The sequence below is a fragment of the Pseudooceanicola aquaeponti genome, assembly GCF_050897975.1.
Taxonomy (GTDB): domain Bacteria; phylum Pseudomonadota; class Alphaproteobacteria; order Rhodobacterales; family Rhodobacteraceae; genus Pseudooceanicola.
In genome coordinates, this window is the sequence record NZ_JBPAXY010000008.1 from 26,401 (window position 1) to 48,686 (window position 22,286).

Annotated in this window: 13 protein-coding genes; 3 read left to right on the forward strand and 10 right to left on the reverse strand. The window is 72.1% G+C overall.

What is annotated here, in order from left to right; genetic code table 11:
• Window positions 1–164: 164 nt before the first annotated feature.
• The gene (locus ACRARE_RS19185; RefSeq protein ID WP_432658085.1) at window positions 165–1,796 is read left to right on the forward strand and encodes an acyl-CoA dehydrogenase family protein; all 1,632 of its coding nucleotides are present in this window, start codon (window positions 165–167) and stop codon (window positions 1,794–1,796) included.
• 6 nt (window positions 1,797–1,802) lie between these two features.
• Here ACRARE_RS19185 and ACRARE_RS19190 read toward each other — a convergent pair whose 3' ends face one another.
• On the reverse strand, window positions 1,803–2,387 hold the full coding sequence (locus tag ACRARE_RS19190; protein WP_432658086.1) for a TetR/AcrR family transcriptional regulator: 585 nt from the start codon (window positions 2,385–2,387) through the stop codon (window positions 1,803–1,805).
• 73 nt (window positions 2,388–2,460) lie between these two features.
• Between ACRARE_RS19190 and ACRARE_RS19195 the strand changes: the two genes are divergently transcribed.
• Together ACRARE_RS19195 and ACRARE_RS19200 are read left to right on the forward strand one after the other, a co-directional pair.
• The gene (locus tag ACRARE_RS19195; protein ID WP_432658087.1) at window positions 2,461–3,135 is read left to right on the forward strand and encodes an NAD(P)-dependent oxidoreductase; all 675 of its coding nucleotides are present in this window, start codon (window positions 2,461–2,463) and stop codon (window positions 3,133–3,135) included.
• Window positions 3,136–3,146: 11 nt separating this feature from the next.
• Window positions 3,147–3,614 (forward strand): anthrone oxygenase family protein, encoded by a 468-nt coding sequence (locus tag ACRARE_RS19200; RefSeq protein WP_432658088.1) that lies wholly within the window; start codon window positions 3,147–3,149, stop codon window positions 3,612–3,614.
• A 139-nt stretch (window positions 3,615–3,753) separates the two neighbouring features.
• Here the strand turns inward: ACRARE_RS19200 and ACRARE_RS19205 are convergent, their stop codons facing one another.
• The 9 genes from ACRARE_RS19205 to ACRARE_RS19245 form a co-directional block, all read right to left on the reverse strand.
• Window positions 3,754–5,916 (reverse strand): esterase-like activity of phytase family protein, encoded by a 2,163-nt coding sequence (locus tag ACRARE_RS19205; RefSeq protein ID WP_432658089.1) that lies wholly within the window; start codon window positions 5,914–5,916, stop codon window positions 3,754–3,756.
• Window positions 5,917–6,051: 135 nt separating this feature from the next.
• Window positions 6,052–6,603 (reverse strand): MarR family winged helix-turn-helix transcriptional regulator, encoded by a 552-nt coding sequence (locus tag ACRARE_RS19210; protein WP_432658090.1) that lies wholly within the window; start codon window positions 6,601–6,603, stop codon window positions 6,052–6,054.
• 147 nt (window positions 6,604–6,750) lie between these two features.
• Window positions 6,751–7,638: a hypothetical protein gene (locus tag ACRARE_RS19215; protein ID WP_432658091.1), complete on the reverse strand. Its 888-nt coding sequence runs from the start codon at window positions 7,636–7,638 to the stop codon at window positions 6,751–6,753.
• Window positions 7,635–8,462: an SDR family NAD(P)-dependent oxidoreductase gene (locus ACRARE_RS19220; RefSeq protein ID WP_432658092.1), complete on the reverse strand. Its 828-nt coding sequence runs from the start codon at window positions 8,460–8,462 to the stop codon at window positions 7,635–7,637. The genes ACRARE_RS19215 and ACRARE_RS19220 overlap by 4 nt, the downstream gene beginning before the upstream one ends.
• The gene (locus tag ACRARE_RS19225; RefSeq protein WP_432658093.1) at window positions 8,455–9,747 is read right to left on the reverse strand and encodes a capsule polysaccharide biogenesis protein; all 1,293 of its coding nucleotides are present in this window, start codon (window positions 9,745–9,747) and stop codon (window positions 8,455–8,457) included. The genes ACRARE_RS19220 and ACRARE_RS19225 overlap by 8 nt, the downstream gene beginning before the upstream one ends.
• Window positions 9,737–11,572 (reverse strand): glycosyltransferase, encoded by a 1,836-nt coding sequence (locus tag ACRARE_RS19230; protein ID WP_432658094.1) that lies wholly within the window; start codon window positions 11,570–11,572, stop codon window positions 9,737–9,739. Before ACRARE_RS19230 ends, ACRARE_RS19225 begins: the two co-directional genes overlap by 11 nt.
• Complete coding sequence (locus ACRARE_RS19235) at window positions 11,569–12,744, reverse strand: UDP-galactopyranose/dTDP-fucopyranose mutase family protein (RefSeq protein WP_432658373.1); 1,176 nt, start codon at window positions 12,742–12,744, stop codon at window positions 11,569–11,571. Before ACRARE_RS19235 ends, ACRARE_RS19230 begins: the two co-directional genes overlap by 4 nt.
• Window positions 12,744–14,561, reverse strand: coding sequence for an aminotransferase class I/II-fold pyridoxal phosphate-dependent enzyme (locus ACRARE_RS19240; protein ID WP_432658095.1), 1,818 nt, complete (start codon window positions 14,559–14,561; stop codon window positions 12,744–12,746). Before ACRARE_RS19240 ends, ACRARE_RS19235 begins: the two co-directional genes overlap by 1 nt.
• Window positions 14,558–22,024, reverse strand: a complete 7,467-nt coding sequence (locus ACRARE_RS19245) for an SDR family NAD(P)-dependent oxidoreductase (RefSeq protein WP_432658096.1) — start codon at window positions 22,022–22,024, stop codon at window positions 14,558–14,560. The genes ACRARE_RS19240 and ACRARE_RS19245 overlap by 4 nt, the downstream gene beginning before the upstream one ends.
• Window positions 22,025–22,286 lie beyond the last annotated feature (262 nt).

A 22,286-nucleotide genomic window follows, 5' to 3' on the forward strand; every position in this document is an offset into this window, starting at 1 on the left:
CCCCCCCCCTCCCATCTCCCGCCCCCAACCCTCTCCCGCCCCCCGGCAAACCTGGACCTCGCCCAAAGTCCTTCCGGCCCGCGCAGCGCCAAAGGCGCCGCAACGGCAGGCTTTTTCCTCTCGCCCCAGAGGCGTAGCCTTGGACCCGGAAGAGGAGACGCCCAATGCCCTATTTGCCCCCCGGCCTGCCCGCCCGCGACCAGCTTGCCACCCATGAGGTGCTGAACCAGCCCGCCCCCGAGGGCGACCGCGACCTTTGGGCGGGCGACCTGGCCCTGCGCGAGGCCATCGCCCGCGAGGGCGGTCAGGCCGACACCCTGGCCCCCTATGCCACTACCCTGGGCACCGCCGAAATGCGGGCCGCCGCCCGCGACGCCAATGACCACGCCCCCGAACTGGTGCTCTTCGACCGCTCGGGGCGGCGCCTGGACGAGGTGCGTTTTCACCCAACCTATCACCGTTTCATGGAAACCAGCCTGGCCGCCGGTTACGCCGCCGTCGCCTGGGAGGACGCCCCGGGCGGCCATGTGACCCATGCCGCCCAGGTCTATCTGGCCAGCCAGGTGGAGCCGGGCCACTGCTGCCCGCTGACCATGAGCTATGCCGCCACCCCCGCCCTGCGCGCCGCGCCCGAGGTGGCGGCGCTTTGGGGGCCGAAGCTGGTATCGCGCCGCTACGACCCCGCCATGGCCCCGGTCGGCGCCAAGCAGGGCGTGACCCTGGGAATGGCGATGACCGAGAAACAGGGCGGATCGGATGTGCGTGCCAATACCACCACGGCCCGGCGCGAGGGCGATCACTACCGGCTGACCGGGCACAAGTGGTTCTGCTCGGCGCCCATGTCCGACGGCTTCCTGACGCTGGCCCAGGCGCCAGAGGGGCTGACCTGTTTCCTGGTGCCCCGCTGGCTGGAGGGGACGCGCAACAGCGTCCAGATCCAGCGGCTGAAGGCCAAGCTTGGCAACCACTCCAACGCCTCGTCCGAGATCGAATATCAAGACACCCTGGCCCTGCGTATCGGCGACGAGGGCCAGGGCGTGCGCACGATCATCGAGATGGTGCATCACACGCGGCTCGACACCGCCATGGCCCCGGCGGGGCTGATGCGCGGCGCCCTGTCCGAGGTGCTGCACTGGGTGCGCCACCGCGCGGCCTTCCAGCGGCGGCTGATCGACCAGCCGCTGATGCGCGCCGTGCTGGCCGATCTGGCGCTGGACGTCGAGGCGGCGCTGATCCTCGGGCTTCGCACCGCCCACGCCTTCGACGGCGCCACGCCCGAGGACCGCGCCTTTGCCCGCATCGCCGTGGCCCTGGCCAAGTTCCATTCGAACAAACGCGCGCCGGTCGTCACCTACGAGGCGATGGAGGCGCTCGGCGGCATGGGCTATGTCGAGGACACGCCCCTGCCGCTGCTCTACCGCGAGGCGCCGCTGAACGGGATCTGGGAAGGCTCGGGCAATGTGATCTGCCTCGACATCCTGCGCACCCTGGCCAAGGAACCGCTGGCCGCCGAAACCCTGCGCGCCGAACTGGCCGCCGCCACGGGCAGCGATCCGCGCTATGACGCGGCGCTGGCGGCCCATCAGGCGCGCTGGCCCGCCCTGCCGCCCGAGGCCGAGGCGCGCTGGTTCGTGGAACGGCTGGCGCTCTTGTTGCAGGCCTCTTTGCTGATCCGCCATGCCCCGGCGGCGGTGGCCGATGCCTTCACCGCCACCCGGCTGGCGGGCGAGGCGGGGCGCATCACCGGCGCCATGGCGGGCAGCGACGTCTCGGCCATCCTCGACCGGCTGGGCTGAGGCGCCCTACCCTTCGGCCAGCAGCGCCCGCGCCGCCAGGCGCTGCATCTCGGCGATATAGGCCTCCTGGCTCCAGCCGCAGGTCTCGCGCAGCTGGATCCAGAGCGGCACCGACAGAAGCCCCCACAGCAGATCGGTGGCCCGTGCCTCGTTCAGCGCCGGGGCCAGCTGCCCGTCGCGCGCCAAGGCGGCCACGGCGGCGGCGCAGCCCTGGCGCACGGCGTCCATGCGATCGTCCCAGGCGGCGCGGGCCTCGGTATCGCTCTCGGCCATGGCCATCAGCGCCCGGGCCACGCCCCGGATCTCGGGAATGTAGTTGCCCCAGGCGGCGATGAACGCCGCCAGCCGCGCCTGGCCTGTGGCCGCGCTGCGGCTTTCGGCCAGGCGCGCGTCGATCTCCTTTTCCGCGTCCAGATGCCGGGTGACGGCCACCAACAGCTCGGCCCGGCTGGGAAAATGCAGGTACAGCGCCTGGCGCGAGATGCCTGACGCCTTGGCAATATCGGACATGCGGATCTGGCTGCCCCCCTGCTCCAACAGGGTCCAGGCGGCGTTGAGGATTTTTCGGCGGGTGGGATTCTCACTTGACATGGCGTCAAGCTACCACCTATTGACACGCTGTCAACTTTACACCGTGTCAACCTGCATCCCCGAAAGGGCCCCCATGTCCCCGACCCTTCCCGAACCGACCCACCCCCGGAACGTCATCGTCTTCGGCGCCACCGGCAGCATCGGCCGCCTGGCCGTGGCCGAACTGCTGGCGCGCGGCCATGCCGTCACCGCCTTCGCCCGCCGCCCCGAGGCGCTGGCCCTCAGCCATCCGCAGCTGACCCTGCGCGCCGGGGATGTCACCGACCCCGGAGCCGTCCGCGCCGCCCTGGCAGGCCAGCAGGCGGTGCTGATCACCCTGGGCAGCGGCAAGGCCCTGCGCTCGGACGTGCGGGCGACCGGCACGCTGACGGTGATCCGCGCCATGCAGGCCGCCACCCCCCAGGGCGGCCCGCGCCGCCTGATCTGCCAATCCACCATGGGCGCCCATGACAGCTGGGCCAACCTGAACTTCTACTGGAAACGCATCATGTTCGGCGGCCTCTTGCGCGCCGTCTTCCGCGACCACGAACGGCAAGAGGACATGGTGGGCGCCTCGGGCCTCGACTGGACGCTGGTGCGCCCCTCGGCCTTCACCGATGGCCCGGCCGAGGCGCCCTTCCTCGAAGACGTGCCCGCCGACCGGCAGGGGCTGGCCCTGACCATGCCCCGCGCCGCCCTGGCGCGCTTCCTGGCCCGCCTCAGCACGTCCGACCGCTACCTGCACCGCGCCGTCGGCCTCAGCCAGTAAGGAGCCCGCCCATGCTGTCCCCCCTCGTCCCCTTCGCCGCCGGTGTCGCCGCCCTGCTGGTCTCCGGCGTCTTCCTCAGCTTTTCCGATTTCGTGATACGCGGCATCGCGCAGGCCCCGATCCGCGCCGGGGCCGCCGCCATGCAGGGGCTGAACCGCACGGTCTATCGCTCGCTCTTCATGGTGCTGCTGATCGGGCTGCTGCCGGTCTCTCTGCTGCTGGCAGGGGCCGGGCTGGCGGGCGCCCTGCCGCACGCGCCGCTGCTGATCGCCGCCGCCCTGACCTACGTGCTTGGCGTGGCAGTGGTCACCGGGCGCGGCAATGTGCCGATGAACCACCGGCTCGACGCCATGTCCGCCACTGGGTCAGAGGCCCAGGCCTACTGGCCCCGCTACGCCCGCGACTGGACCCGGCTGAACCACATCCGCACGGCCGCCGCCGCCCTCTCGGGCCTCCTGTGGCTGCTCGCTGCCCGCTGACCGCCGCCCCTCTCTATTTGTTGGCCCAAAATATCCTGGGGGGAGCGCGTTTCGCGCGGGGGGCAAAGCCCCCCTCCCCCGAAACCCAAAGGGCGCGCCCGGTTGCCCGGACGCGCCCAATCTTACCCTAGTGAAGGGATCAAAGCTTGCCGATGGTAAAGAACATCGTCTCGCCCGAATGGTCATCGACCCCGTCATTGTCGGTCGAGACATAGGCGGTGCCGTCCTCGAAGATCGCCAGCCCTTCGACCTTGTCGAGGACAAAGCCGCCGGTCGCGGTCAGGTCGGGGATCAGGTCGCGGACCTCTTCCTTGCTGACCACGGGCAGCTCGCCCCCCAGGGGTGCCGGCACCATCTCGACGGCGGGGATGCGGTAGATCTTCTTGGTCACCGCCGCCGCGCCGATCTGGTTGTCGCGCTCGATCACATAGACCCAGTCGCCATGGGCCACGATCTCGGACAGGCCGACCCAGCCGGTCGCGGGGGCGGCCTTTTCATAGGCCACGGCGCCCCAGTCGCCGGTCTCGATGTTATAGGCCACCAGCTTGACGTGGTTTTCGGGGTCATCCGCCCATTCGCGCTGCACGGCCATCCACAGGGTGTTGCCGATCTTGGTGATCCCCTCGAAGCCGAAGCGGCGTTCCACCGCCATCAGCTCGGGCGGCAGGCCCAGCTCTTCCTCGATCTCGCCCTCGGCGCTGACGTGATAGAGGGCGTGGGGCACCACACGGTCGCTGCGCCCTTCCGAGGCGACCCAGAAACCGCCCTCGCCGTCCAGGGTGATGCCTTCCATGTCCAGCTTCTGCGCCGGCTGCCCGGCGCGGGTCACGCGGATCACGTCCACGATGCGCGCGGGCCTCTCGGACGGGTCGATGCGGAAGATCGAGGGCTGCATCGCGTAGAAGCTGTCGTTCACGGCCCAGATATGATCGCCATCGGCCACCATGCCGGAATTGGCGCCCCAGCCAACCGGCTTGCCATCTTCGGTCAGACCGGCCGAGGTCAGCATCGGATAGCTGGCCGGGGCCTCCTGGTATTCGAAGATCATCACATGGGCGCGCACACCGCCGTCCTCGACCAGGTCTTCCTCATTGGCCGAGATCAGCAGGTTCCGCTCGGGGATGGTCACATAACCCTCCGGCCCGATGCCCGAGGGCAGAAGCTGGGTCAGCACCGGGGCGCTGAGGTCGCTCAGGTCGTAGACCCCCACGATCGACGAGCGTTCGGCGCCGATGAAGGCCATGGGCGTGCCGCCGAAGGTGCCGGTGGTCACCGACTCGGGCTCGACCCCCTTGTTGCCCGAGCGTTTCTCGGGATAGTGGCCCGCCTCGATCACCGCATATTCGAAGGACACGCCGGACTCGTAGGTCACGCTGCCGTCCTTGTTGAAGATGGTCCAGCCGCGCGACCCGCCGTCCATGTCGCCCTCGTTGGCAATGGCAAAGTGATCGTCGTCGATCCATTTCACCGCGTCGGGCTCGCGCTTGCGGCCCGGCTGGGCGGCGTTGAAGGTCAGCGCGCCTTCCTCGTCGACGTCGATCCCCTCCAGGTCGACGGCCCCGGCCGAGAAGTGGTTCACGATCTCGCCGTCCTTCGACACCACCACCAGGTGGTTGTTTTCCTGCAAGGTCACGATGACCTCGCCCAGCCCGTTGATGTCGACGAACTCGGGCTCGGGATCCTCTGGCGCGATCTCGGCCAGGCCGGTGAGGGCGACATGTTTCAGGCTGGCGCAATCGGCCCCGGCGGCGCTGGCATTCACCAGCACCAGATCCCCGGCGGGCATCTGGCCGACGCGGCCATCACCCAGATCCTCGTCGCGCTCGTTCTCGATCGCCACGGCGACAAAGCTGCCGTCACGGGCCACGGCGACGCTGTCGGGCTGGCCGCCCAGGTCGCATTCGCCGGTGATCTCTTTGCGGCCCAGGTCGATGACCAGCAGCTTGCCCGAGGGATCGGTGTAGCTTGCAGAGGTGTTCACGCCGACAAAGGCCGTCTGCCCGACAATGCCCACCGAGGTCGGTTCGCCACCCAGGGCGATATTGCCTAGGGGCTGCGGGTTGGCGGGGTCGGTGATGTCGATCAGGCCCAGGCTTTGCAGCGGGCTGTCGGTATAGGCAAGGGTCATGCCGTCGGCGGTGGCGGCGATGATCTCGGCCGAGGTCACGCGCGAGGGATCTTCGCCCTCGGCCATGTTCAGCGGCGTCGGAAAGCTGGCGATGCGGTTGAAGTTCATCTCGGCGCTCGCCATGCCGGCCGACAGGGCCAGCAGCGAGGTCAGAGCGGTCATGCGAAACGTCATGTCGTCCCCCGTGAAAGAAGTTTCCGTGGGGGAGAGGTGCACGGCTGCGGTAACGCGCGTGTGACAGGACGGTCAGAACTTTGGTCGGGCACCGGGCGCGCCGCTTTGTCGCCGCGCCGGATCGCCCGGGCGGGCCTAGTCGTCTTCGGCGGCGGTGGCCGCCTCGCCCAGCAGGGTGCCGGCGGCGTTCAGCTCGGCCATGACGCCCATCAGCTTGGACAACGACCGGTAAAGGGTGCGCCGTTCCGCCGCCGTCAGCTTCTCCAGCAGGTATTTCTGCCGCGCCCGGCCCACCTTCAGCACCGCGCGCCCGGCCTCTTCGCCCGCCTCGGTCAGCTCGAAAATGGCGCGGCGCGCATCCTTGGGGTCGGTCGCCTTCTGCATGTAGCCGCGTTCCACCAGCGAGGCGGCGGCGCGGCTGATCTGGGCACCGTCCAGCAGCAGCTTTTCGCAGATCTCGCCATAGGACAGCGGTTCACTGTCCACCAGCCGGGTCAGCACCCGCCCCTCGGCCAGGGTCAGGTCGAAATGCCGGGCGTTGTATTTCGAGATATTGCGGTTGAATTCCCCCGACAGCATCCCGATACGATAGGTGAGGTAATCCTCATGATCCATCATCGTGTAGTTGGGGCCGCCGGTATCTTCGAGAAAGGCAGGCATCTGCCAGTAGGGTTGGCTCTTGGGCATGGGTGCGCTCTGATCTGATGTTGGATCGGACCTTAGGTCAGATCGTTTGACCCGTCAAACAATATTCCCACAGCGATCAAGCCCTTAGGGTATTTTCCGCCGGTCCTGCCCATTCTTTGCGCCATTTGCGGCCCACAGGTCAACCGCTCAGGGGACGGGCTGCGACGCATCGTCCCGGGGGTGGGCCTGTGGCGGGGTCTTGGCCGCATCGGGCGCGGGCCCCGCCGCGCCGTCAAAGCAGATGCCATAGCGCGCCGCCAGCCGCGCATTGCCCGGCGCCGCCTCGGCCAGAAGGGCCGCGCGGCTGGCCGCGCCAAGGCCCGAGCGGCGGCGCCCCCGGCCCCGCGCGCACCCCGCCACCAGCGGCACCAGCACCGACAGGTGGTGCCGCGTCAGCCCGGCACAGACCGCCGCCGCAGCCGCCGACAGCGAGGGGTTGGCCTGGCGCGGCGGCCCGGGATCCAGCGGCAGATCGGCGAGGGCCAGGAACTGCCCCACGGCCCCGCCCGGGTGGCCGGGGTCGTAGCGGGCGGCGCGAATGGTGGCGAACTCGGCCCAGAAATCCAGGATACGGTCGTATTGCATCCGCCGCCGCGACCAGTCGCGGGCCACGAACTCCGCCAGCGGCAGGCCGGTCTGCCCCTCTTTGCACAGCTGCCGCCAGTGGGATTCCAGGAACTGATCCTGGCGCCGGAAGAGGGCCACCACCGTGATGTCATAACGCGCCGCCAGCCCCCGCAGCGGGGCGAAGCGGCGGAAGGCGGGCAGCGACAGCCCCTCTTCGCTCAGGATCAGCCCGGGCAGGCCCGAGGCAGCGTGATCGGCCAGGATCGCGGCCTCTTCAGGGCCATACCGCTCTTCCGCCAGGGCGCGGTAGAGGCTGCTGTGTTTCGGCAGGTCGGGATGGGGCGGGCGGTCGGTGGCGCCATAGTGCCAGCCCAGTTCGGCCAGCGCCGGGCGCTGCGTTGCCAGCCAGTGCTGGATGGCGGTGGTGCCGGTCTTGTGGGTGCCGATATGCAGGATCAACCGGGTCATCGGCGCCCCTGTCCGGCCTGCGGCGCGCCCGGCTCCGGCAGGTTTTGCACGCTGAAGCGCTGATCGCGCAGCAGCGCGGCGCGCCAGCCGGGCGGCAGGGCGTTCAGCACCGCCAGGGCCCAGACCGCGCGGCGGGGAAAGGCCAGGTGATCGCGCCCCCGCGCCAGGGCCGCCAGGATCCGCGCCGCCGCCGCCTCGGGCGACAGGAGCAGGGGCAACGGCCCCTGATGCTGCGCGGTCTGGCGGGTTGCCACATGGCCCGGTTCCACCAGCAGGACGCCAACCCCGCTGCCCGCCAGATCGGCCCGCAGGGCGCGGGCGTAACAGGCCAGCCCGGCCTTGCTGGCGCTATAGGCGCGGGCATCGGGCAGCGGGTCGCGCGCGGCCAGCGAGCCCAGCAGGACGATCTGCCCGGCCCCTGCCCTTCGCATCTGCGCCGCCGCGGCCTCGGTCAGTGTCAGGGGGCCGGTCAGGGTCGCCGCGATCACCGCCCGGCTGACCGCCTCGGGCGTCTCGGTCGCGCCCTCGGGGCGGCCGCCAAAGATACCCGCCGCCACGATCACCAGGTCCGGCGGCGCGCCCGTGGCTGCCGCGACCTCTGCCAGCCAGCGGGCCCCGGCGCCGGGCCGGGTCAGGTCGCAGGGCTGCACCCGCACCTCGGCGCCCCGGGCGCGGCAGGCCGCCGCGCTTTCGGCCAGTGGCCCCGCTGCGCGGGCGCAAAGGTGCAGCTGGCGCCCCGGGGCGGCCAGGGTCAGGGCCAGAGCGGCGCCGATGCCCTGGCTGCCCCCGGCAATGGCGATGCGGCGAAAGGGCAAATCAGGCATCCATCGGCACCCCCAGGGCGCGGGCCCTGGCCAGGCGCGGCGGGGCCGGGTCGAAGACCGGTGGCAGCGGCGCGGCGGCCACAATCCGGTCGGCCAGGGCGCCAATCGCCGCCGCCTGCCCCGGCCCGCCATAAAAGCCGCCGCGCACATGCAGGTGATGCGCCAGCACCCGCAGAAAGTCGCGCAGACGCGCCGGATCGGGCCCCTCGGGCGCGCACCAGAACCGATCCAGCCCCGCCTGATGGGTCAGCCCCGGCAGATCATAGATCGCCACGCCCCGCGCCAGCACCGGGCAGCCACAGCGCAGCGCTGTCAGCCCGGCGGTGCTGTTGATGGTGATCACGCCGCGCGCGCGCCGCGCCCAATCCTCGATCCGGCCGCCGTCCAGCAGATGCAGCCGCCCCGCCAGCCCATGCTGCCGCCGCAGCCCCGCCAGACAACGCCGCCAGGGGGTCAGCCCGTTGTCGTGGGGGTGCAGTTTCACCACCAGATGGGCGTCCGGCGGGGCATGGGCGGCGAAAGAGGCGGTCAGTTCAGCCAGATAGCGGCGCTGGTCGCGATAGGGGGAATTGGCGCGGATCTGATAGTCGTTCTGCATCTGCAACAGGGCCAGGAAGACCGGCCCGCCCCCCGCCGCCAGACGCGCTGCCAAATCGCGCGCCTCGCCTGCTCCGCGCCGGGCGCGGACATGGCGCGGCAGGTAAGAGAGGTATTCCAGCACCGGATTGAACACCCGGTCGCGGCGAAACCGGGGGTACAGCGGCGCCAGCAGGTAATTGGCCAGGTGATAGATCACATCGCCCCGCGCCTCGCGGCGCGCATCCAGCGGATAGCGCTGCGTCAGATCCGGGTCGGCCAGCCCTTGGGCGGCGGCGCGCAGCCTCTCGGGGTCGGTGCAGAGCCGGGAAAAGGCGCTTTGCCCCCCCGGTTCGGCGACGATCCAGTCCGGGCGCAGGTAGCCGTATTCATAGGCCAGTATACGGATCCCCCGCGCCTCGGCCAGCGGGCGGGCGGCGCGGTGATAGGGCTGCTGGTCGCCGAAATAGAGCAGGTCGGTCACCCCTTCCGCCGCCATCAGCCGGTCAAGCCAGCCTTGCCAGGCCGCCAGGCTGCCGCGATAGCTGCGCACCTCTGGTCCAGGCCAAAAGATCCGGTCCCCGGCACACAGATTGACCCGCAGCACCCGACAGCCCCGGCGGCGCAGCTCGGCCCCCAGGGCGCGGGCAAAGCCCGAGGGCGGCCCCTGAAGGAAGAGGACGCAAGGCGCGCCGCCCCTAGCCTGCATCGCCCGCGCCTCCGTCCGGTGCTGTTTCGAGGCCAAACCGGCGCGACCAGGCGGGCGCGCTGGCCAGCCCCGGCGCGCCCGCGCGCCAGCGCCGGGTGGCGCGGCGATGGCCCAGCAGATAGCGCAGCCACAGCGCCAGAGCCGCCACCGTGCCCCGCCACAGCGCCGCCCGGCGCGGCGCCAGGATCAGGCAGCGCCGCCCCGCCGGATCGGCGCGGCGCACATAGGCACCGGGGCCAACGGCGGCGGGGTTGATGTCATGCAGGCTGAAACTGGCCCGGGGGGGTTGGCGCCGCCCAAGACCCGCCGAGATCTGGGCGAAGCGCAGCAAAAACAAGGCGATGACCCGCCACAGCCCAGGCGGCGCCCCGCGCCGTTCGCCCGGGGGCGGCGGCCCCTCGGCGCCCAGGGTCAGCGGCGCGCCGTCCTCTTGCCCGAAGCGGGCCGAGAGGATGGCGTGACGCGCGGGCAGCGGCTGGCGGTCCACCGCCCTGGGGCCGTCGAGATAGTCCGACACCGCCTGGCGCACCGCCTCGGCCATGCCGTATTGGTGGCAGAGCAGCCGGGCAAAGAGCGCGCCCAGCACCTCGACCGGGCGCGGCGGCGTGGCCACCTGGGGGTACAGCGCGGCGTTCACCAGGAGGTTGCGGTAGTCGTAATAGGTCAGCCAGGGCCGCGCCTTGCCCGCGAAGGCGTCATGCCAGACCGCGCAGCCCGGCAGGGTGACGCTGGCCACCCCCGCCGCCCCCAGGCGGCAGCCGTATTCGATATCGTCACCGCGAATGAACAGCGGCAAGGGCAGGCCGATCCGGCGCACCGCCGCCAGGGGCACGGCGCAGAACCACCAGCCGTTGTAATCCGCCGGCGCGACCCGGTCGAAAAGGCTCAGCGTTTCCTCGCGGCCCAAGGGGCGGCCGGTGCCGAAAGAGGCCACCCCCCAGCCCCGCCTGAGCCGCGCCCCCGCCTCGTGCAGCACCCGGGGCCGTTCGGTCTCCAGCATGGCACCGCCCAGGGCGCGGTCGGGCCGGGCATAGGCCAGCGCCTCGGTCAGGCGGCGGATGATGCGCGGGTCCAGGGCGATATCGTCGTCCATCAGCAGGTGATGGGTGGGATCGGCGGGGCTGGCCAGGGCCTCGGCCAGGCCACGCGTGAAACCGCCCGCGCCGCCCAGGTTGGGCTGGGGGATCAGCCGCGCGCCCGCCCGATCCAGCGCCGCGCGGGTCTCGGGCGCGCTGAGCGCCGCGCCCTGGTTGACCAGAACGATATCCACCAGCTCGGGCAGGCTGGCCCGGATCCGCGCCAGATTGTCCAGCGTGTCCCGCAGCTTGTCCTCGCGGTTGAAGGTACAGATGCCGATCGACAGGCGCACCGGGGCGGGGGCCGTGCCGGTGCAAAACGCCACTTCGACCAGGCGCACCGGCCCGAGGCATTCCAGCACCAGCGCCAGCCTCCCTTCCTCGCCCGCCGGGGGCAGCGGCAGCACGAAGGGCGCGCCCGCCCCCTCGACCTCTTGCCGGGCCAGCAGGCGCGGCGGCGCCCCGCCCCGGCGCAGCTCAACCGAGATGCGCAACGCGCCGTGAAAGCTAAGCCGCAGGGTCAGCGCGCCGCTGCGCGTATGCGCCGCCCAAAAGCCCAGGTAGAAGCTGTTGAACCAGGTGCCGAAATCCAGCCGTGTCCCAGGCGCACAGGCATAGCTGCCCGCCCCCGGCTGCCCCGGCCCGGGGCTGGCGCGCAGATAGAGGTCTGCCGGGCGCCCCGGGGGCGGCAAAAGCAGCTCTTGCAGCCGGTAGACCGGCTCATTGGGGAAGGCGCCAGAGACATTCATGGGGCATGCACGAAGGCCAGGGCCTCCGCCTCGCGCGACCAGGCGGCATTCAGCGCCCGGGCGGTTTCCAGGGCGCGGGCAATGGCCTTGTCCATGTCGAGATAGGCATAGGTGCCCAGGCGGCCGACAAAGGTCACCCCCGGCTCTGCCTCGGCCCGGGCGCGGTAGCGCGACAAGAGCTGACGGTCGCCCAGAAGCCGCAGCGGGTAATAGGGGATGTCACCTGGCCCCGCCGCCAGGCTGTATTCGCGGAAACAGACGCTGCGCTCGGGCGCGGGCTGCCAGGGGGCGAAATGGCGATGCTCGGTGATGCGGGTAAAGGGGACGTCTTCGTCGCAATAATTCACCACCGCCGTCCCCTGGGCGTCGCCCTGGGCCTCGAACCGTTCGAACCGCAGGCCGCGATAGCCCAGGGGGCCCAGGTCGTGGCCAAAGTAGCGATCCAGCGGGCCGCTATAGATCAGGTGATCGACATCCCCGCCCGGTCGCCCCTCGAACGGCGCGTTCAGGCGCAGGGTAATCCGCGGCGCCTCCAGGATCCGCGCCACCATCTGGGTATAGCCATGGCGCGGCATGGCCTGATAGCGGTGGTCGAAATAGCGGTCGTCGTAGTCGAACCGCAGCGGCAGGCGTTTCAGGATCGAGGCGGGCAGATCGGTTGGATCCACCCCCCATTGCTTGCGGGTATAGCCGCGCAGGAAGGTCTGATAGAGGCGCGGCCCGACAAGGCGCAGGGCCTGATCCTCGAAGCTGACCGGCGGGTCGTCGCCCGCCTGGGCCTGGCGGGCCAGGAACTGGCGCGCCTCAGCGGGGTCCATGGTGCGGCCGAACAGCTGGTTGATGGTGTGCAGGTTGATCGGCAGGGAATAGACTTGGCCGCCCGCCACCGCCTTCACCCGGTGGCGAAAGGGCACCATCTCGGCAAAGCGGGTGACATAGGCCCAGACCGCCTCGTCGTCGGTGTGGAAGATATGCGGCCCGTAGGCGTGCAGCAGGACGCCGGTGGCCGGGTCGACCTCGGTATGGCAATTGCCGGCGATATGGCGGCGTTCGTCCTGCACGGTGACAAAGTGGCCCGCCTCAGCCAGTTCGCGCGCCAGCACCGCGCCCGACAGGCCCGCCCCCACCACCAGAATCCGTTTCGGGGCGGGCAGGCCGCCGCTTGCATCCATCATGGACTGTCTCCGCTGGCTGTGGGCCGTGGGGCCGCGCCCGAGAAAAGCCGCCCCAGGCCGTCGTCGCGTAAGGCTGCCAGTTCCTCGGCGCAGAGGCCGAGCGCCTCGTCGATCTGGGCGGGCTCGTGATCGGCGGACAGGAAGAAGCGCAGCCGCGCGGCCCCCATGGGCACCCCGGGGAAGGTCACCGGGGCGACGTTCACACCGCGCGCCAGCAGCCGCTCGGACAGGCGGGCGGCCAGCACGCTGTCGCCCACCATCACCGGCAGCACGCCGTAGCCCTGCCCGCCCCCGGGATCGAGACCAAGCGCCCGGGCGCGGGCCAGGAAATGGGCGCCATTGGCCTGCAATTTTTTGACCCGCCAGGGTTCCTCGGCCATCAGCGCCAGCGCCGCGGCGGCCCCCGCCGCCAGCACCGGCGGCAGGGCGACCGAAAAGACATGGCCCGGCGCCCGATGCGCCAGCAGCCGGATCAGATCGCCGCTGCCCGCCACATAGCCCCCGGTCGCCGCCAGGGTCTTGCTAAGCGTGCCCATCCAGATGTCGACCGCGCCCGGATCCACGCCGAAATGTTCGAAAATGCCGCGCCCGGTGGCGCCCACCGGGCCCAGGGCGTGGGCCTCATCCACCATCAGCCAGGCATCGTAGCGGTCGCGCAGGGCCAGCAGGCCCGGCAGGTCGGGCAGGTCGCCATCCATGGAATAGAGCCCCTCGACCACGATCAGCACATGGCGATGCAGCGGTCGGGCGTTTTCCAGGATGCGCGCCAGGGCGGCCAGGTCGTTATGGGCAAAGCTGCGCCGCGCCGCCCCCGACAGGGCCGCACCGGTGGTGATCGAGTTGTGCACATAGGCGTCCGACAGGATCAGATCGCCCTCGCCCATCAGGGTGGCGATCAGGCTGACGTTGGTGGCATGGCCGCTGACGAAACTCAGCGCCGCCTCGCAGCCGTAGTGCCGGGCCAGGGCCGCCTCCAGCGCGACATGCGCCGGGCGGCTGCCCGAGACCATCCGACTTCCCGAGGCGGAGAGGCCGTAGCGCTCTAGCGCCGCCCCTGCGGCGGCCCGGGGGCGCGGGTCGGCGTTCAGGCCGAGGTAGTCGTAAGAGGCGAAGTTCAGGCACTCCTGCCCGGCGATCCGGCTGCGGGCCTCGGCCCGGCCCTCGTGCAGGCGGAAATAGGGCGAGGCCAGACCCAGGGCCCGGGTTGCCCGGTCGATCGCCTGCATCTGCTGCCAGTCCTCCAGCCGGTGCACGCCCCGGGGGCGGGAATCGCTTGCGGCGGGGCAGCCAGAGGTTGGGCCGGAGATCGGGCCGGAGGACGGACCGCCCCCCAGGCGCGTGCCCCTGTCGGAGAGGTCGCCCGAGGCTGCGGGAACGGGCCCGACCGCGGCAAGATCCGCCGGAGCCAAGCCCCCCTCTGCCCCCGAGATCCTGCCGCGCGCCGATCCGTCGACAGGTGCCTCCTCCTCTGCCGACGCCCGCCCAAGGGGCGAGCGGGCGGTCTGCCCGGCCCCCGCATCCGCCGCACGCGACGAGGGCGCAGAGAAGGTTTGCCGCTGCGCCACGGACGGATCGGGCGTCTGTGGTGGCAACCGCTCGGAGGCCAGACGAGAGGCCAGATCGGGGACCACATTGGGCGCTACACTGGTGGCTACACTGGGGGCCTGTTTCGAGACCTGCTTCTGGGCCTGCCCCAAGGCCGCTCCGGGGGGCTGTACCGAGGCGCCACCCGGCAGGCCTGCCCGGCGCGCGGCGGCCAGGGCGGCGGTTTTCACATCGGGGGCCAGGCCCCGCCGAGGTCGGGTCTGGCTCATTCCGCCGCCTCCATCGCGCCGCCGCCCTCGGGGTCGCGGCGCGTGTCGGCGGGGGCGGCCTCGGCCCGGCCCGCACCGCCCAGATGCTGCGCCGCCAGGTCCGACAGGCCCGCGTCGCCCCCGGCGCCTCCCTGAATATGGGCGACGATCTTTGCCGCGATCTCGGTCAGGCTTTGGCTGTCGGAAATGGCCATCAGCGGGATGTCGTCTCCCAGGGCCTGCTGCGCCGCCAGGCCCAGCTCGATCCCCATCAGCGAATCCACCCCCAGGTCTGCCACCGGCCGCTGCGCCGAAAGACCGCTTTCGGGCACCCGCAGGATCCGCGCCACCTCGCGCAGCAGGAAGCCGGTCAGCCGCCGCTCGGCACCCTCCGCGCTCATCCCCTCCAGCGTGTCGCGCAGCGCTTCACCCTCGCGCGCCTCGCCCGCCTGCTGGCCCAGGGCGCGCAGCACCGCATGGGTGGGTCCGGTCAACAGGCGCAGGCTGGCCGCAGGCGCCGCCCAGGACATGGGCGAGACCCAGATCACCGGATCCTCGGTCACGCTTTGCCCCGGCGCCAGCAGCGCATCCAGCGCGTGCAGCGCCTGGGCCACACCGAAGCTGACCCCGCCGCCGAAGCGGCGCAGCACCTGGGCGGTCTCCGCGTCGCGGGTCAAATAGCCGCAATCGTGGATCGCGCCCCAGCCCACGGCCAGCCCCGGCAGCCCCGCCGCGCGGCGGCGCCGCACCAGCGCCTCGGCCCAGGCGTTGCCCGCCACATAGGCCCCCTGGCCGTGGTTGCCGATCAGCGTCGCCATCGAGGTAAAGACCACGAAACCCCGCAGCGGATCGTCGCGGGCCAGCCGGTCGAGGTTGGCGCTGCCCGTCACCTTGGCCGCCAAACCGCGCGCCAGCACCGGATCGGTCAGATCGGCCAGGCGCATATCCTCCAGAACCATGGCGGAATTGACCACCAGATCGAGCGGCCCCCAGGCGCGCAGCCCCTCCAGCGCCCGCTCCAGCGCCCCGGCATCGGTGATGTCGCAGCGCAGGGCGCGGATTTCGGCCCCCTGCTCGGCGGCGCGGGCGATCTCAAGCCGCAGGGCGGTGGAGGGGGTGTCGCTGCGGCCCAGCACAGCCACCTTGCGCGCGCCGGGTCGCACCATCCGCGCCGCCAGCGCCAGGCCCAGGCCACCGCCGCCCCCGGCGATCACCACCACCCCCTCGGGATCCGGCCGGAACAGAAGCGGGTCGGCGGGCCGCGCCGGGGCCGGGGTTGCGGGCGGGCGGATCACCACCTTTCCCAGATGCTCGGACCGCTGCATGACGCGGAAGGCCTCTTCGACCTCATCGGGGCCAAAGACCCGCAGCGGCAGGGGCGTCAGCGCGCCCTCCTCCAGCAGGGCCATGACCTCGGCAAAGAGGCGCTGCGCCAGGGCCGGGTCGTGGCGCAGCAACCGGTCGATGTCGATGCCGTGATAGGCGATATTCTCCTTCAGCGGGCGCAGGCCGACCCCGGTATTGGCGTAGAAATCGACCTTGCCCAGCTCAAGGAAGCGGCCGAAGGGGCGCAGCAGGGCCAGGCTGCGTTCCATCGCCTCGCCCGCCAGGGCGTTCAGCACCAGATCGGCGCCGCCCAGGGCGCGCACCCCGGCCTCAAACCCCAGATCGCGCGAGGAAAAGACATGCTCGACCCCCCGGGCGCGCAGATAGGCGCGTTTGGCGGGGGTGCCGGCGGTGGCGATGATGCGCGCGCCGCGCCATTGCGCGATCTGGATCGCCGCCAGGCCGACGCCCCCCGCGCCGCCGTGGATCAGCACCGTTTCACCGGCGCGCATCCGGCCCAGATGTTCCAGCGCGTAGTAGGCGGTGAAGAAGGCCACCGGCAGGGTCGCGGCCTCTTCCGCACTCAGCCCCTCAGGCAGGCGGGTCAGCCAGCGGGCCTCGGTCACCATGTGGCTGGCCAGGCAGGCGGGGCCAAAGCTGGCCACCCGGTCGCCCGGGGCCAGATCCGTCACCCCGGGGCCAAGCGCCGCGACGCGGCCCGCGCATTCCAGCCCCAGGGTCGGCCCGGCAAAGCCGTTTTCCAGCGCCTCTTCGGGCAGCAGGCCCATCGACCACATCACGTCGCGGTAGTTCAGCCCGGTCGCCGCCACCTCGACCCGCACCTGGCCCGGGCCGGGCTCGGGCAGATCGGCGCGGCGCCAGTCCAGCCGGTCGAGCCCGCCCGCCGGATCGGCCCAAAGCCGCAGGGCGGGGGCAGGCGCGGGGGCGCCATCGCCGCCGGGACGTACCCGCAACGCCTGCCAGCCCTCGGAGCCCAGGATCAGCTCACTTTCCCGGGTGCCCGCGGTGATCCGCGCCGCGATCTCGCGCGCCGCGCGCTCGGGCGGGCAGGCGGACGGGTCGACGGCATGGATCCCGAAGGCAGGATATTCGTTCTTGGCCGTGCGCAGCACCGCCCAGAGGGCGGCCTGATCGGGATCGGGCAGCGGGCCATCAGGGGCTGCGGCGCCCCCAGGGCAGATCAGCCAGATCGCCCGGGCGCCCTGCCCCTCTTCCCGGGCCAGCCGGGCGGACAGCGCCAGAAGACGCGCGCCTAGGGCCGCAGTTTCGTCCTGCCGGGCCTCCGCCCGGGGACTGCAGGGGGCATAAAGGACCAGCGGGGGGCGTCCGTCATCGGTCGATGCGGGATCGTCAGGGGCCGGGTCGTCACCGCTGAGCACCACCAGCGGCGCCTCGGGGGCGTCGCTGTCCGGCGGCGCGGCGAGGGCCCCGAGCAGCGCCTGGCGCAAGGTCTCTTCCGGGGTGTCAGCAAGATCTGTTGGCGCGGGCGGGGCGGTGTCGACCTCGGCCCTGTCCCGCGCGGCCTCGGGCACAGCCTCGGCGCGGGCCAGTACCAGGCAGCTGCCCGCCGCGCCGTCACAGCTTTGCGCTGCGACCCCCTCAAGCCCCGCGGCCCGGGCGGCTTCGGCCAGGCCCTCGGCCTCTTGCAGGCGGGGGGCGGCGGGCAGATCGGGCCGGGTGGCGCGCAGGGCCTCGCCCAAAAGGCGCAACAGGTGCAGATGCGAGCGCGGGCGGGCCTCGGCCAGGATCACCGGGGCGCCGGGGCGCAACATCGGGCGCAGCACCGCCAGCCGGGTCGAGGCGGTGACCGGCGTCAGGGCAGAGCCGCAGCCCAGCACCAGATCGACCGGCCCGATCTCGGCCAGATGGGCGAGGGACAGCTGCCCGATGCCCCCGGCCAGCGCAGGCGGCAGCAGAGCGGGTGTGTCCTCGGACAGGGCCCAGAGACTGGGCGCGCCCATCCCCGCTGCGGCGCGCAGATGCGGCAGCAGGCGCGGCGCGCCCTCGCAAAGCTCGACCACCACGCGGGGCGCGGCGGCGGGGTCCGTCAGGGCCGCCAGCACCGGCACCAGCTCTGCCGCCAGCCCCTCCGCTCGGGCGCGCACAAAGGCCGAGCCGCGATCCAGCGCCGTCCACGTTGCGCGGCCAAACCCCGCCTCTTCGCTGTCGGGCGGGCCGTCGCGCAGCCAGACGGGCAGCGCCCCGGCCAGATGCGCCAGCGCACTGCATTCGGCGATCAGGGCGGGATATTCCTCGGAGATGCCCGCAATCAGCGTAGCCGCCTCGGGCAGGTCGCAAGGCGCGTCATCGGAGGCCGGGACGCCGCCAAGGGGGGCCAGCAGGTCGGCCAGGCCCTGACGCAGTTGTCCCTGTGCGCCCGCCTCCGCCCCCTGGGGCGCGGGACAGGCCGCCAGGACATCGAAGGCGATCCGCTGGGCCAGGGCGTCGAGCAGCAGCGCCGCCTCTTCCGGCGCCTCGGGACGGTCGGACAGGCCGGTGCCCAGCCCGGCCAGCGCTGCGGCGAGGTCGGGCACGGGGCGCGCCGGTCCTCCCGGGGGGGCGATCGCCACGGCCTCCAGCCCGAAGGCATGGCGCGCCAGATCCACCGGCTGGGTCGCCCGCAGGGCCCGCAGCTCGATCCCTTCGGCGCGGGCCAGGGGGGCGCCACTGGCATCGAAAAGATCCAGATCGGCGCGCAGGCTGCGCTCGCCCCGTCGCAGCAGGCGGATGCGCCCGCTGGCCACCCGACCGCCGCTGCGCATCAACTCCAGCCGGGTGATACGGGTCGGCACGAAGGCCAGCGCCTCATCGGCAAAGCGCCCCTCGTGCAGCGCCCCGATGAGCCCGTGCAGCACCGCATCGGCCCCCACCGGATCAAGGGCATAGTCCGCCGGATCGTAGCCCTCGGGGCGGCGGTCGCGCAGGATCACCTCGATCTCGTCACCGGGGCAGAGGCGGTAATGGGACAGCAGGCGGAAGCCGGGGCCATAGGTCAGGCCGATTTCCTGCGCCTGGGCATAGAGGCGATGCGCCGGGCCGTCGCCGGGCAGGCGGGCGGGGTCGGGCGCGGCAAGCTCGGGCGTGGCAGGGGCAGGCGCGGCGGGCGCAGAGCCCTCGGCGGCGGCATAGCGGCCCGAGGCATGAGCCCGCCAGGCCTCTTCGGACCAGCGCGGGCGCGAGGCGATGCGCAGCCGGCGTTCGGCGGGCGACAGCTCGGTGCGCACCTCGACCAGGCTGCGCGGCGGCAGGGCCAGGGCCGAGGTCATGTCGAAATCGTCCAGCACCACCTCGGTCCGGCCCAGCCCGCGCTGCGCCGCAGCCAGGGCCATCTCGGCCAGGGCGGTGCCGGGCAGCAGGCAGCGCCCGGCGACCCGGTGATCGGCGAAGGGCGCCTGAAGCTCTGGGTCCATCTCATTGCTCCAGCGGCTGGGATCGGCCCCGGCCTGGCGACCCAGAAGCGGGTGGTAATCGCTGCGCCCGCTGTCGCGCAGCAGCGCGGGCGTATCCGACGCGGTCAGGCGCTGGAACTGCCAGGGATAGGCGCGCAGCTGGCGCGACGGGCCCCGGGGTGCGGGCACCAGGGCCGCGCGATCCAGCCGCGCGCCCTGCACCAGGGCCCGTGCCAGCACCCGGTCCAAGGGATCGGGCGTGACCGGATCCTTGCGCGCCAGGGAATGGGTCACCGCGACCTCATCCCCCTGCTCGGCCAGGGTGTCGCGCAGATAGGTGGTCAGCACCGGGTCGGGGCCGATTTCCAGGAACAGACGGTGCCCGGCCTCGGCCAGGGCCATCACCGCGGGGCGGAACAGCACCGGCTGGCGCATGTTGCGCCACCAGTGGAAACTGTCGAGATCGCCCCCCGCCACCCGTCCGCCGGTGACGCTGGAGAAGACCGGCACCGTCCCGGAAGCAGGATGCAGCACGCCCAGCCGGTCGAACAGCGCCTCGCGCAACGCCTCTTGTGCCGAGGCATGGAAGGGGTAGTCGACCCGCAGCGGCACGCAGGCCAGGCGCAGGGCGCGGCGGGCATGGCGGGTGAAGGCGTCCAGCGCCGGACGGGGGCCGACCAGGGTGACCGAACGCGGGCTGTTCTCGGCGGCGATCTCGATCCGGGCATCGCCATGGGCCGCCAGCACCTCGCGCGCGGCCTCGACGCCCAGTTGCAGCGCCGCCATGCCGCCCTGCCCGGCCAGCGCCTGCTGCGTCTGGGACCGGGCCGCGATCAGCCGCACCGCCGAGGGCAGATCCAGCGCCCCCGCGACAAAGGCCGCCGCCACCTCGCCCGCGCTATGGCCCAGCACCGCCGCCGGTTGCAGGCCGCGCGCCATCAGCGCCAGGGCCGTGGCCGCCTGATCGGCGAAAAGCAGCGGCTGCGACACCGGCGCCCGGGGCAGATCCTCGGCCAGATCCCCGGCCTCGATCCGCGCCACCAGCGACCAGCCCGCCTCGGCCTGCCAGGCAGCGTCGATCCGGTCATAGGCGGCGCGATAGGCCGTGCTGCCCGCATAGGCGGCCCGGCTCATGCCCACATATTGCGCGCCGTTGCCGGAAAAGACGAAGACCGGCGGCACGTCGGTCAGCCGCGAGGTCGCGGCCTCAAGCGCCGGGTGCCGCTGGCCGGCCTCGAAGGCCTCCAGCGCGGCGCGGGCGGTTTCGGCCTCGCGGCTCAGCAGGGCCACGCGATGCGGATAGAGGTCGCGGTGATGCAGGGCCTCGGCCACCAGGCGGGTGTTCTGCCGCCCCGCCCCGTCGAACAGCCGCGCACCCTGGTCGCGCAGCGTCTCGCGCAGCGCCTCGCGGCAGAAGGCCGAGGCCAGATGGACCGGCGCCGAGGCTTCGGGGGTCGGGGTCTCGGCCACCGGCTCGGCGTCCGGCTCTGGGGCCGCGACGATTGCATGGGCATTGGCCCCGCCGAAACCGAAAGAGCTGACCCCCGCCAGATCCGCGCCCCGGTCCAGCCGCCGCCCCTCTTGCAGCAGGGCCAGGTTCAGCCCCTCGAAGGGGATGTCGGGGTTCGGTTGGGGGGCGTTCAGGCTGGCGGGCACCTCGCCGCGTTCCAGCGCGATCAACGCCTTCAGCAGGCCCGCGCTGCCCGCCGCCGGTTCCAAATGGCCGATGTTGGTCTTCACCGACCCGATGGGCAGGGGGGCGGCGCGGCGCTGGCCCAGGGCCTGGCCCAGGGCGCGGGCCTCGACCGGATCGCCCGCGGCGGTGCCGGTGCCATGGGCCTCGACAAAGGCCAGCCGGTCGGGGGCGACCCCGGCGCGGGCATAGGCCCGTTCCAGCAGCGCCTGCTGCGCCCGGGCCGAGGGCAGCGCGATATTCACCGTCTGGCCGCTGATGTTCGTCTCTACATGCAGCAGCCGCCCGCGATGGCGCGGCGACAGGCGCGCCTCGGCGCTATCGCGCACCAGCACGAAGGCCACTGCCCCCTCGCCCCGCACATAGCCGTCGGCGCCCGCGCCGAAGGCCCGGCAGGCGCCCGTGGGCGACAGCATCCGCGCCGCCGCGAAACCCACGAACTGGCTGGGCAGCAACAGCGCGTTGGTGGCGCCCACCACCGCGATCTCGACCTCGCCGCTCTCCAGCGCGCGGAGCGCCGCCTTCAGCGCGAAAAGGGACGAGGAACAGGCCGTGTCGATGGTCATCGAGGGGCCGTGCCAGTCGAAGACATGGCTGACCCGGTTGGCGATCACCGCCAGGCTGGCCCCGCTCATGGCGTAGCCATCGGCGGTCTGCGGGTCGTAGCCCAGCCCCGCGCCGTAATCCATCAGCGAGGCCCCGGCGAAAACGCCGATGTCCTTGCCCGCCAGATCCGAGGGTTTCAGGCAGGCATCCTCCAGCGCCTCCCAGACCACTTGCAGGAACAGGCGCTGCTGCGGGTCCATATAGGCGGCCTCGCGCGGCGAGATGCCGAAGGGGGCGGGGTCGAAATCGTGGATCCCCTCGACCACCCCGGCGGCAAAGCTGTAGCAGCGCCCCGGGGTGCCCGGCACCGGGTGATAGAAGGGCGCGTGGCGCCAGCGATCCTCGGGGATCTGGGTCACGGCAGAGCGGCCCTGGTACAGCAGCGCCTCGAAGGCGGTCACATCGGGTGCCATCGGCAGGCGGCAGGCACGGCCGGCGAATCTGATCATCTGTCCCCCTGTCCGCCAGGCCCGCCCGCCCCCGGCAGCGGGAGGGGCACGGGGGCCGCACGGCGAAGCGGTCATGAACGGGGGGCGCCTGAGCCCGGACAGGATGGCCGGGCCCGCACCCCCTCGGTGCAATTTGGAGAAAATCCGCCGCGGCTTAAAAACCGGTTAATGAAACAAGGGCGGGGCGGTTGGTCGCAGCGGCCTGTGCAAATTGGGCCGGTGTTCGCCGGTGCCAGGCCCCGGCCAGGCGAATCGCAACGGA

Bases quoted from the DNA above. Each gene is read 5' to 3' on its own strand.
- ACRARE_RS19195 (WP_432658087.1), top strand. From the start codon at position 2,461: ATGTCCCCGACCCTTCCCGAACCGACCCACCCCCGGAACGTCATCGTC.
- ACRARE_RS19235 (WP_432658373.1), bottom strand. From the start codon at position 12,744: ATGGATGCAAGCGGCGGCCTGCCCGCCCCGAAACGGATTCTGGTGGTG.
- ACRARE_RS19210 (WP_432658090.1), bottom strand. From the start codon at position 6,603: ATGCCCAAGAGCCAACCCTACTGGCAGATGCCTGCCTTTCTCGAAGAT.
- ACRARE_RS19240 (WP_432658095.1), bottom strand. From the start codon at position 14,561: ATGAGCCAGACCCGACCTCGGCGGGGCCTGGCCCCCGATGTGAAAACC.
- ACRARE_RS19205 (WP_432658089.1), bottom strand. From the start codon at position 5,916: ATGACGTTTCGCATGACCGCTCTGACCTCGCTGCTGGCCCTGTCGGCC.
- ACRARE_RS19190 (WP_432658086.1), bottom strand. From the start codon at position 2,387: ATGTCAAGTGAGAATCCCACCCGCCGAAAAATCCTCAACGCCGCCTGG.
- ACRARE_RS19245 (WP_432658096.1), bottom strand. From the start codon at position 22,024: ATGATCAGATTCGCCGGCCGTGCCTGCCGCCTGCCGATGGCACCCGAT.
- ACRARE_RS19185 (WP_432658085.1), top strand. From the start codon at position 165: ATGCCCTATTTGCCCCCCGGCCTGCCCGCCCGCGACCAGCTTGCCACC.
- ACRARE_RS19200 (WP_432658088.1), top strand. From the start codon at position 3,147: ATGCTGTCCCCCCTCGTCCCCTTCGCCGCCGGTGTCGCCGCCCTGCTG.
- ACRARE_RS19230 (WP_432658094.1), bottom strand. From the start codon at position 11,572: ATGAATGTCTCTGGCGCCTTCCCCAATGAGCCGGTCTACCGGCTGCAA.
- ACRARE_RS19225 (WP_432658093.1), bottom strand. From the start codon at position 9,747: ATGCAGGCTAGGGGCGGCGCGCCTTGCGTCCTCTTCCTTCAGGGGCCG.
- ACRARE_RS19215 (WP_432658091.1), bottom strand. From the start codon at position 7,638: ATGACCCGGTTGATCCTGCATATCGGCACCCACAAGACCGGCACCACC.
- ACRARE_RS19220 (WP_432658092.1), bottom strand. From the start codon at position 8,462: ATGCCTGATTTGCCCTTTCGCCGCATCGCCATTGCCGGGGGCAGCCAG.